The organism is Flavobacterium marginilacus (assembly GCF_026870155.1).
GTDB lineage: Bacteria > Bacteroidota > Bacteroidia > Flavobacteriales > Flavobacteriaceae > Flavobacterium > Flavobacterium marginilacus.
The window spans coordinates 2158433-2170107 of sequence record NZ_CP113975.1; the positions used below are offsets into that span (position 1 = coordinate 2158433).

Consider the following 11675-nt stretch of genomic DNA (forward strand, 5'->3'; position numbering starts at 1 on the left):
TTATGAAGACAAAGAACACCAATTACATTGCTTTAGCCATTCTATTTCTAACTTTATTTCTACATTCGAAAGAAATAAATGCTCAAGAATCAATTGCTTACAAGAATGAAAGTCAAGTTACCATATTCCCCATTTTGTGGCAACAAATGTCGGCAGAATATAGAGCCTTGTGTTATCAAGCCTTTAATTTGGCAAGTCTGCGATTGAATGAAATTTCGAAAAAAGAAATCAAAAAAGGAAACCTCGCCATCATTACCGATTTGGACGAAACCATACTAGACAATAGTTATGTGGGAGCGCAACTCATCAAAGAGAATAAACAAATGACCGATGAAGAATGGAACCGATGGACAGCAGTGTCCAAAACTACCGCAGTTCCGGGAGCAGTGGCTTTTTTGCAGGAAGCGAGCAAAAAAGGATTCACTATTTTTTATGTTTCCAATAGAGATACAACTGCTGTAAAAAGTACGCTGATTGATTTAAAAAACCTCCAATTACCCAATGCCGATGCTAGTCATTGTCTATTTAAAAGCAACACTTCATCCAAAGAAATTAGAAGAACTACAATAGCCAAAGACTATAAAATTGTGATGTTACTGGGAGATAATCTGAATGATTTTAAAAACACTTTCGAAAAAAAATCAATTGCAGATAGATTTACAGCCACCGACATCGAGCAAGAACAATGGGGCAAAAAATTTATTGTACTGCCCAATGCCACCTATGGAGAATGGGCAAATGCGCTCTACGATTATACCCATAAAACAGATGAAGAAAAAGAAAAAATAAGAAGAGAATTGTTGAAAGGATATTAAAAAAATAAAAATGAAAACACTCTTAATACTATTGGTATCGCTAAAAGCATTAGCGATACCAAAACAAGACACCCCGAAAGATATTATTCGAATAATGCATTCAGGCAATGGTCGCTCTATTGAAACTGCTTTTGAAGTTTATACTATCGATGAAGAATACAAATTACTCCGATTTTTGAAATTGACTCCCATTATACAAAAGCTGGATATAAAGGATGGTGTTTTTTATGACAGTTTCAAAATCGATTCCAGAACGGTATATTTTAAAGTGCTGTCCAAACAAAAAAATACTCCCAAACAATTATCCATTTAATACCTTAAAAAGTAACTATATGCTACTAGCAGAAAACCTAACAAAAAAATACGGCGATCAAATTGCTTTAAATTCTTTAAATCTAAACATCAAAGCAGGGGAAATTTTTGCTCTTTTGGGTCAAAATGGAGCAGGAAAAACAACCACCATCAATTTGTTTTTAGGCTTTATAAAACCTACCGAAGGCGAATTGAAAATAAACGGAATTTCGGTGGTCGAAAATGCACAAGAAACTAAAAAATACGTGGCTTACATCCCCGAAACCGTAATGCTGTATCCAAATCTTACGGGTGTAGAAAACCTAAAATTCTTTTCATCCTTGGCGGGATTTCAATATTCTACAGAAGAATTAGACGCTTTTCTTACCAAGGCAGGTTTACAGTCAACAGCGCATCATCAAAATCTAGGCGGATATTCCAAAGGAATGCGACAAAAAGTTGGCATTGCCATTGCCATTGCAAAACAAGCCAAAGTATTGTTGCTTGACGAACCCACAAGCGGTTTAGACCCAAAAGCATCCAACGAATTTTCGCAAATCTTGAAAGAACTTGCGACCGATGGAACGGCTATTTTGATGGCAACCCACGATATTTTTAGAGCCAGAGAAGTGGCAACCCACATCGGAATTATGAAAGAAGGCCATTTAGTTTCGGTTATTAATGCCAATACTATTTCTGCCAATGAGCTAGAAGAATTGTACTTACAAACTGTTTAAAAATAAATTTATAACCTTAAAAATGAAACAATTATACACCTCTTTGTTATTAATGATTGGCTTATATACGGCTCATTCGCAAACTATAAACAACAAAATAAAAGATAGCATTGCTAAAGATTCTATCGAAATGAAAACTGGTAGAAACGAATTGCAAACTGTTGAAATCATAGGTCGTACCTCCAAAAAATACAATAGCGATTATTCTTTTTCAGCCACAAAAACAGCATCACTTAATAAAGACATCCCCCAATCCATATCGACCATAACCAAAGAATTGATTGCCGACAAAGGCGCATTTTATCTAGCCGATGCCGTAAAAATGGCAAGTGGTGTAATTCCTGCCAGTTTTTACAATCAATATACCATTCGAGGTATAAGCCAAAATGAAGAGGGACAAATCATCAACGGTATGCGAACGCACCAATACTATTTTCTGCAACCATTAACCAATAATATAGAACGAGTTGAAGTGATTAAAGGCCCTTCGAGTGCTACTTTTTCATCCGTAGATCCTGGAGGAAGCGTCAATTTGGTTACCAAAAAACCATTGGCTGTTAATAGAAAAGAAGTGAGTTTGAGTGCGGGTAGTTTTAGTACTTTTCGAGGGAGTTTAGATTTTACAGGCCCACTGAATGAAGCTAAAACACTGCTGTACAGAGTAAATGGAGCGTATCAGGAAGCTAAATCGTATCGGGATTTGGTAGGTAATAAATCATTTCTATTATCTCCCTCTTTCAGTTACATTCCCAATGAAAAAACAGCTATCAATACCGAATTGATTTTGAGTAATATGACAGGAAACCTAGACCGAGGGCAACCCATATTTGGAGCAGTTGCTGGCGTTACCAGTTTAAACAGCAGTCCCATAAGTTTAAATTTAGGTGCTCCAAATGATTTTTTTGAATCAAAAGATGTGGTCTTTATGACGAGTTTAGCACACAAATTCACTTCCAAAATTGGTTTTAATGCTTCGTATATGAAACAATCCTGGACCGAAAATCTTCAGGAACATAGAACTACAAATGCTTTTGCAGTAGATATTAACAACAAGCCCGTAACTAGTTTGGCAATGATGCAATTTGTACAGCGTCAGCAGTATTGGAATGTGGATAATTTGAGTACTTATTTCAATTTTGATTTAAAAGCAGGGAAACTCAATCATAAATTACTGGTTGGATATGATTTAAGCAGTTGGAACAAAACCAAAGGCGGTGGACAAAATGCCGCAAGAGGATATTTATTAAAAGATGGCACTGTAGCCAGCTCTTTTGTGGTAGCCAACTCCGCCAATTATCAAACCATAACTGTGGATGGAGTAGTTATGCCAAAACCAAATGTGAACTATTTTAATTTAAACAACCCAAGTTATACCATCCGAAATGTTGAGGATTATTCTTTGAATGTTAGAACCGCCTTGCCAGCAGCCTTAACCACTACAAATGCTATTTATATTCAGGATCAAATTCAATGGGAAAAATTTACTTTTTTATTAGGTTTGAGAAAAGAATGGTTTGAAGATATTACCAATTACGAATCGAACAATGAATTGACGGTTAAAAAAGAAGCTTTATTGCCAAGAATAGGAATTACGTATGCCATTAACAAGGCTATAAATGTTTACACCACCTATCTCGAAGGCTATCAGCCACAATCAAACACGGTAACTTTGATGCCACAAACGGGTTCATTACCCGCAGGTAGTCAGTTCGATCCATTAGAAAGTAATTTGAAAGAAGTTGGTCTGAAAACTACTTTTTTCAACAATACAATGAGTTTTAATGCAGCGGTTTACGAAATCAATCAGCGCAATATTCTGATGAATGCCAATGATTCTACTCAACCCGATTTATTGGTAACAAGAGGTTCTGAACGCAGTCGTGGTTTCGAATGTGATCTAGCGGGTTACATCACTCCAAACTGGCAAATCAATGCTTCTTACAGTTATATCGATGCCAAAATTACAAATGATGCCAATGCAGCATTAATTGGAGAAAGAAAACAAAACACCCCAAAAAACAGTGCTAACCTTTGGACTCGTTACAATTTCAGTTCAAATTCGGCTCTAAAAGATTTGGGAGTTGGTTTCGGAATGCAATACCAGAGCAGCAAGATTCCTTGGTTTACGAGAGCCTTTACGCTTCCTGATTTTACAACTTTTGATGCAGCTTTGTATTATAAACCCAACAAAAGTAATATGCAAATTGCTATCAACGCCGGAAATTTATTCAATAAAACCTATTGGCTGGGAGCTCAAAACTACTTGCGATTATTTCCTGGTGCGCCACGAAATGTAAGCGTGACCCTGACTTATAAGTTTTAATTGATTTAGCTATGTCATTACACGTAGAAAATTTAATAGCCTCACATTTTAGAAAATCTGTTTTTAAAAATCAGGCTGTTTATATCATCACTATTTTTATTGGTATTTTATTGCTTTATGCTGCATTTTCGGGTTGGAAAAATTACACGAACCAAAATGAAACCAGCGAAAAATACCAACACGAATCCAGAGAAGACTGGTTGAAAAATCCAGATAAAAATCCGCATAGAATGGCACATTACGGAAACTTTGCTTTTCGTAAAAGTACCTCGTTAAGCGTTTTTGAATTTGGAATGGAACCGTTTTTCGGGAATGCCATATTTCTGGAGGCACACAAACAAAATACAGCCAATTTTTCGGAAGCTGGATTCTCAAACAGTATGCTTCGTTTTGGAGAAATCAGCATTGCGATGGTTTTACAAATTTTATTACCGCTGTTAATTTTCTTCTTGGGATTTAATTCGATTGCCTACGAAAGAGAAAATGGAACTTTAAAACTTCTTTTAAGTCAAGGGATTAATTGGAAACAGCTTTTGCTGGGCAAAACTATAGGAATTGCATCTGTTGTTATGATACTTTTTATTCCAACCATAATGGTTTTGGTTTTTGTTTGGCTATTGCTTCAAAATTTTACAATTTCGGCAGATGAAACGATTAAAATGGTGTTGTTTGTTTTCTTTCATTTTATCTATCTGATTTTCTTTTGTGCAATTGCCGTTTTAATTTCTGCTTCAAGCAAAACGGCAAAAAAAGCGTTGGTTTCGTTGATCGGAATCTGGTTGATTTTTACCATAATTCTGCCAAGAACTACGCAGGCAGTTGGCGCTTATATTTTTGAAGCCCCATCTAAAATACAATTCAACAGCGATATCGAAAAAGACATTCTCAAACAAGGCGACAGTCACAACCCCAATGATACATATTATAAAGCGATAAAAGATTCATTGCTTCTAACTTACAAAGTAGATTCGGTTCAAAAATTGCCTTTCAATTATTCTGGCTTTATTATGACCGAAGGCGAAAAAATAAGTTCGAATATTTACAACAAACATCTGGAAAGCTTGCTTGAAATTTATAAAAAACAGAACAGCTTTTCAAAAACAGTTTCGTTTATAAATCCCTATATCGCGATGAAAAATTTATCGATGGGATTATCGAATACCGATTATGATTCGTACATCGATTTTCAAAAAAAAGCCGAAGCGTATCGCTACACAATGGCACAAAAAATGAACGCTTTGCAAATCAAATATATCAGTAATGATAAAAGTAAACCGGATGCAATTGATAAAAATCATTGGGCTGACGTACCCGAATTTCATTATGAGCCAAAAGGAATTTGGGATGTTTTAAAAAGCGAAATCATTTCTGTTATTTCTATTATTCTTTGGATTAGCCTGCTGTTTATCTTTATTAAAATTGCCGCTAAAAACCTAAAAGCCATTTAATATGTTAGCATTATTATTTAAAAATTTCATACGATCGAAAGGAACAAAAATTGGGTTGCTTTTTTTGTTGCTTATCGGGTTCATAAGCCTTTTAATTGGTCATCAGTTCCAACAAAAGCAAAGCCAAAATATAGTAGAAGTGGCAAGGTATCAAAAAGAACATATTGCGAGAAATGCGTCTTATCATTCAGACGAAATGGGACTACTGCTCTATTATATCAAGTTTTCATTGGTCAATAAAACGTTCCCGATAAACAGTCTGGCCATTGGGCAGCGGGATGTCAATCCGTCAATACAAAGTGTTACTATTCGGGGTTTGGAAGGTCAGAAATACGATTCGGAATTAAATAATCCGAATAATTTGATGTTAGGAAATATCGATTTTAGTTTTGTACTCGTTTATCTTTTTCCGCTTCTGATTATTGCATTTACCTATAACATTGTTTCCGAAGAAAAAGAGTCCGGAACCTGGAAAATTGTGGCTACGCAAAGCAACAATACCTTTTTATTTATTCTGAAATTATTCTATATCCGTATTTTAAGTTTGATTGTATTGTTGACAATTGTACTTTTTGTTGCAGTTTTCTTTTTACAAATTCCATTTGACCAATCCCTTTTTACTTTTTACATCATCAGTATTTTGTACCTACTTTTTTGGTTTGCAGTTTGTTTTTACATTGTTTCGCTTCAAAAAAATTCCAATTTCAATGCCGTAATTTTATTAACGATCTGGTTGTTTCTGATTATTATTCTCCCAGCTACAATCAACACATACATCGTGAATAAATATCCTGTTCCCGAAGCGTTAGAACTGACTTTGAAACAACGAAATGCCTATCATGAAAAATGGGATATGGATAAAAAAGCTACGATGGAGAAATTCTACCAGCATTATCCACAATTCAAAATTTATCCCTTACCAAAAGAGGAATTTAGCTGGTTGTGGTATTATGCGATGCAACAAATGGGCGATGATGAATCGGCGGTTCAATCACAAGAATTAGCTACAAAATTAAAACAAAGAAACAGCATCAGCCAAAGCATTACACAATTTATACCCACATTACATACTCAAATACTACTGAATGAATTGGCAAAAGCCGATTTAGGAAACCAACTGCTATTCCTGCAAGAAACCCTGAAGTTTCACGAAAAATTGCGTTTGTATTTTTATCCAAAAATATTTGATAATGCTCCAGTAAACAAAGAAAAATGGGAGAATTTTAAAGTAGAAACTTTTATTGACGCTTCAAAAATCGATTTTTTTAAATCAATTTTTCCATTGCTAATTTTCAATTTAGTATTGATTATTCTAGGTTGGCTGAATTTTAGAAACACAAAAAAACAATCCTTTTAATATAGAAAACAATGAAAAAACTTCCCGTAACCGTACTATCAGGATTTCTTGGAGCAGGAAAAACAACCTTACTCAATCACATTCTTCACAACAAAGAAGGATTGAAAGTTGCTGTAATCGTTAATGATATGAGCGAAGTCAATGTAGATGCTAATTTGGTTAAAGCCGAAATGACGCTCTCTCGTACCGAAGAAAAGTTAGTAGAAATGAGTAACGGCTGTATTTGTTGCACCCTACGAGAAGATTTGATGATTGAAGTAGAAAAACTCGCCAAAGAAAACCGTTTTGATTATTTATTGATAGAAAGCACAGGCATTAGCGAACCCATTCCGGTAGCACAAACTTTTACGTTTGTAAACGAAGACGAAAATATCGATTTATCACGTTTTAGTTATATCGATACGATGGTAACGGTGGTGGATGCTTTCAACTTTTTTAAAGATTTTGGTTCTGCTAAAACACTAGAAGACATCAAAGCGACCAACATCGAAAATGACAATCGAACCATTGTAAATCTACTGGTGGATCAGGTAGAATTTGCCAATGTCATTATCCTTAACAAAACCGATTTAGTAACCGAAAGCCAATTAGAAACCCTAAAAGCGTCTATTCATAAACTGAATCCAGTAGCCAAAATTCTTTGTTCGGAATTAGGAAAAGTCAATCCAAACGAAATCATCAACACCGGATTATTCAATTACGAAGAAGCCGAAAATTCCGCTGGCTGGATTCGGGAATTGGAAGGCATCCACTCACCCGAAACCGAAGAATATGGCATTAGTTCGTTTGTCTTTAGAAGCGAAAAACCTTTTCATCCGTATCGATTTTGGAATTTTATTTCGGAAGATTTTCCGCCAACCATCATCCGTAGCAAAGGTTTGTTTTGGATGGCATCACGCCCAGAGCAAGCCATCAACTGGAGTCAGGCTGGCGGTTCTATGAAAGCCGAAAGTGCAGGCGTTTGGTGGGCAAGTATGCCTTTAAGCGAACGTGAAAACTTTAATAATTTTGTCGAAAACCAAGAAATTATTGAAGAACGCTGGACACTAGATTATGGCGATCGACTAAACGAATTGGTATTCATCGGTATTTCTTTTGACGAAAAAGAAGTGCGCCAAGAACTAGAAAACTGCCTTTGCACCGCTGATGAAATTATGGATTTGCAAGATGGTTTTTTCTCCAACAAAGACCCTTTTCCTATCCCTAGAGCTACTAGCACAACCACAGAAACTGCTTTTTTACACGATTAACTTTTTTCAAAATCATAGTTTTTTGTTTTAGTTGGTAGAACGGTTCATTATAATAATGAGCCGTTTTTTCAGATTCTATTAGATTTGTAATAGTTTTTAAGATTGTTCTTTTTTACAACTAAAATTTATAATATATTTCTTTTAGTTATATTAATGACTACTCTTTTATGGCACTAGGAACTATTCCATATTTTTTTTTGAAGGCTGTAGTAAAATGTTGAGGGTTTTTATATCCAATTAATTCAGACACCTGATTAACTGCGTAACCTTCCTCAAGGAGCATTTTTTTTGCAAGTTCCATTTTTTCATCATTGATTAATCCAAAAACCGTTGTTCCAAAGACTTCTTTGAAGCCTTTTTTCAGCGTAAACTCATTCGTGCCAACTTGGTGTGCTAGCGTAATGAGTGAACAAGGAGTGTTTAAATTCGCTAAAATAAGTTCTTTTGCATTGTGCATTTTTTCTATATCCTTTTTTTTCAGAGAACAAAATACTTCGCATTCGTGTTCACTCATTTGTTCTAATTGTAAAAGGAGTAATTCAATAACTTTGGCTTGAATTAGCATTTTTTTGAATATTCCTTTTCGATTGCAACTGATAATTTCATTTATTACAGAATGCATTTTAACGGTTATTCTCAAATTATGTTTGTTGAGAAAGCCTGTAGTTTTTTTATTAATTATTTTTGCAAAATTTTTAAATAATACGCCTTGTTCCGGTAAAAAATTTGCAAAAAATTGAGGAAGTAAATTTACTTCAAAAATTTGCAATCCTGTGTCAGGACTCCATATCATTTCCCCTTTAAATTGATTGGCGTAAATAATATTATGCTGATTAATACCAAATTCTATGCTCTTTTTGGTGTCATTACAAATGGACTGACTGTTTCCTGACAGCGCAAAATGCATCTCAACGGTTTCCATATCAGTATCTACTTGGATAATAGTAGTTTTGGCTACCTCTATATTGCCGTAGCCAATATGTATTCCATCAAAGTATAATTCTTTATATTCTCCTTTTCCAAAAAAAAAATCATTCTTATGGGTTACTTCCACAATATCTGATTGGTTAGTAATTGAACCATTTTGACTAGATTCTAAAAATATTTCTCCTAGGTCTGCACTATGCAATCGTATTTTCATTTTTTCCGTATTACGTAGGTTTTATTCCTTTTGGCGTACGCTGTTCTGTTTATCTAAAAGTAACTTCGCAAAGTTAAAAAATTATTTATAAACATTCTAAATAAGTCGTCGTGAAAATTATTAAATTCAAGAATTCAAAACTATTATACCTATCCTCTGTTCTGTTTTTTACCCAAATTATAAATGCCCAGGATACAATTCCTATTTCAAAACAAAATGTACTCGATGAAGTTACCGTTTATGGAGAAAAAAGGGAAAATAAAGTACAAAAAACAGCCACTCCAATTACGGTTATTGATGAAAAAAAAATAAAAAACAGTGTTATTCAATCCTTAAATGATATTTCAGGATTTGCGCCAAATCTTTATGTTTCAAATGCTGGAAGTCCAACACTTAATTTTATATCCTTGAGAGGAATTTTTCAATTTAGTGCCACTTCTTCATTGGTAGGGGTCAGTTTAGATGATGTTCCTATTCTAAATGCCTATTCTATGTCTAGTCAGATTGAGAATATAGAACGCATAGAAATTCTTAGAGGGCCACAAAGTACCTTGTACGGCGGAAATGCTTTTGGTGGTATAATTGCAATAACTACAAAAAAACCAACCAATGTTTTTCACACTTTTGGCGAGGTAGGTGTTGGAAATTATAATTTACTGCGCACAAAAGCTGGGGCATCTGGAGCAATTATAAAGGATAAACTTTTTGCGGGAGCTTCACTATATCACAATGGTCTTGCGGGGATTTATTACAACACTACTCTGAATGGAAATTATGATAAAACACAAAATACAGGTGGTAATATTTTTTTGAAATATGTTGGAAATAATGGGTTTTCATTGCGATTAAATTCCAGAATTGAATACAATAATTTGAAAGGAATTTTTCCCTATGTGAATACAAAAGAAGAAGCTTTTGACACACCATACACCAATAGTGCTAATGGAAAAAATGTTGAAAAACGAACCTTATTTACTAACTCTCTTTTGGCAAAATACGAAACAGACAAACATATTTTCTCGTCTGTTAGTGGTTACACCTTCCTAAATGATAAATATGACGATTATGATGTCGATTTTACGAAATATGATTGGTTTAAATTCACACAAAATGACCCTATAAACACTTTTACGCAAGAGTTTAAAATAGCCACCAAAAATCAAGACAAATTGCGGTATGTAATGGGATTGTATGGTTTTCTGGATGATCATTACAATACAGAAACACGAACGTTTGTTGGTAGCGATGCGGTGGCTTTGGGGTCCAATTATGCAAGTGCGCCTTTTAGTACAGGAAATCAATCTACCAGAAAAGAATACGGATTAGCCGTTTACACCAATATAAATTATGCCCTTACCGATAAACTGGATGTTATTGCTGGACTGCGATTAGATTATTCTTGGAGAGAAATGGTATTAAAAGGAGATTTTATAAAAGAACCCTATCCACCTATGATGAATCCAGAAAAAAACTTCTCTGGAAAAGATGTAGCAATTTCTCCAAGGCTCGGTTTTGCTTACAAATTAAAAGATGATTTTTTGTTGTTTGCTAATTATTCAAGAGGATTTAATCCCGGCGGTTTGAATCAATACACTACAAACCCAAATTATACTTCCTACAAACCACAGTATTTAAACACTTTTGAGATAGGACAAAAATCACAATGGCTTGGCAATAAATTTAGAACAAACACCACCTTTTTTTACAGTATATGGAATGATCAACAGCAAACGGGTTTTTTGCCTCCTGATTATTTAGAACAAGCAATTACAAACAACGGAAAACTTAATTTGTATGGTGCTGAAGCTGAAATTTCAGCTCTTATTTTCAAAGGATTTCAAGTGGATTATAATCTAGGATTCACGCAAACAGAATTCAAATCTTTATTGCTTTTGGATCCGAGCAATCCAACTACTGTTTTGGATTATAAAGGAAACAAACAGGTTTTTACGCCTAATATTACCTCCACGCTTTCGTTCTCGTATCAACACACTATTTTTAAAAATACCGATATACGATTTACACCAGAATGGAAATATTACGGACAGCAATATATGAATTATTATAATACTGTAGAGCAAGCCCCTTTTCATATCCTCAATGCAAATCTAGCTGTAAAACACGGTTGCTGGGAATTGAGTTTCTGGATAAAAAACGCTACAAAAAGTAAATATCTGGCTTTCTTTAATGCATCATCAGCTAGTAACGGCTATTCATTGTTAGGTGCGCCTCAAACTTTTGGAACTACACTTAGAGTAGATTTATAAGTAAGAAAAAATCTAAAAAATGAATCAATAGATAGAATAATTATCT

The 11675-nt window shown here is 34.5% G+C and carries 9 protein-coding genes; 8 read left to right on the forward strand and 1 reads right to left on the reverse strand.

Going from position 1 to position 11675, the window contains the following annotated elements; genetic code table 11:
- Positions 1–2: 2 nt before the first annotated feature.
- From OZP07_RS09225 to OZP07_RS09255, 7 genes are read left to right on the forward strand one after another with little or no spacing between them, the layout of a single operon-like run.
- A complete protein-coding gene (locus OZP07_RS09225; RefSeq protein WP_281638110.1) occupies positions 3–815 on the forward strand; it encodes a 5'-nucleotidase, lipoprotein e(P4) family in 813 nt (270 codons plus the stop codon).
- Between the two features lie 10 nt (positions 816–825).
- On the forward strand, positions 826–1128 hold the full coding sequence (locus OZP07_RS09230) for a DUF4919 domain-containing protein (RefSeq protein ID WP_281638111.1): 303 nt from the start codon (positions 826–828) through the stop codon (positions 1126–1128).
- Between the two features lie 19 nt (positions 1129–1147).
- Positions 1148–1843, forward strand: coding sequence for an ABC transporter ATP-binding protein (locus tag OZP07_RS09235; protein WP_281638112.1), 696 nt, complete (start codon positions 1148–1150; stop codon positions 1841–1843).
- Positions 1844–1865: 22 nt separating this feature from the next.
- The gene (locus tag OZP07_RS09240) at positions 1866–4166 is read left to right on the forward strand and encodes a TonB-dependent siderophore receptor (protein ID WP_281638113.1); all 2301 of its coding nucleotides are present in this window, start codon (positions 1866–1868) and stop codon (positions 4164–4166) included.
- Positions 4167–4177: 11 nt separating this feature from the next.
- Positions 4178–5614: an ABC transporter permease gene (locus OZP07_RS09245; protein ID WP_281638114.1), complete on the forward strand. Its 1437-nt coding sequence runs from the start codon at positions 4178–4180 to the stop codon at positions 5612–5614.
- Between the two features lies 1 nt (position 5615).
- Entirely contained in the window at positions 5616–6971 is a 1356-nt protein-coding gene (locus OZP07_RS09250; protein WP_281638115.1) for a DUF3526 domain-containing protein, read from the forward strand.
- Positions 6972–6982: 11 nt separating this feature from the next.
- A complete protein-coding gene (locus tag OZP07_RS09255) occupies positions 6983–8221 on the forward strand; it encodes a GTP-binding protein (RefSeq protein WP_281638116.1) in 1239 nt (412 codons plus the stop codon).
- Between the two features lie 157 nt (positions 8222–8378).
- Here the strand turns inward: OZP07_RS09255 and OZP07_RS09260 are convergent, their stop codons facing one another.
- Entirely contained in the window at positions 8379–9362 is a 984-nt protein-coding gene (locus OZP07_RS09260) for a helix-turn-helix transcriptional regulator (protein ID WP_281638117.1), read from the reverse strand.
- Positions 9363–9472: 110 nt separating this feature from the next.
- On the opposite strand from OZP07_RS09260, the gene OZP07_RS09265 reads away from it, so the two are divergent.
- Positions 9473–11629 carry a TonB-dependent receptor gene (locus tag OZP07_RS09265; RefSeq protein ID WP_281638118.1) on the forward strand — a complete coding sequence of 719 codons (2157 nt, stop codon included), beginning with the start codon at positions 9473–9475 and terminating at the stop codon, positions 11627–11629.
- The last annotated feature ends 46 nt before the right edge of the window (positions 11630–11675 follow it).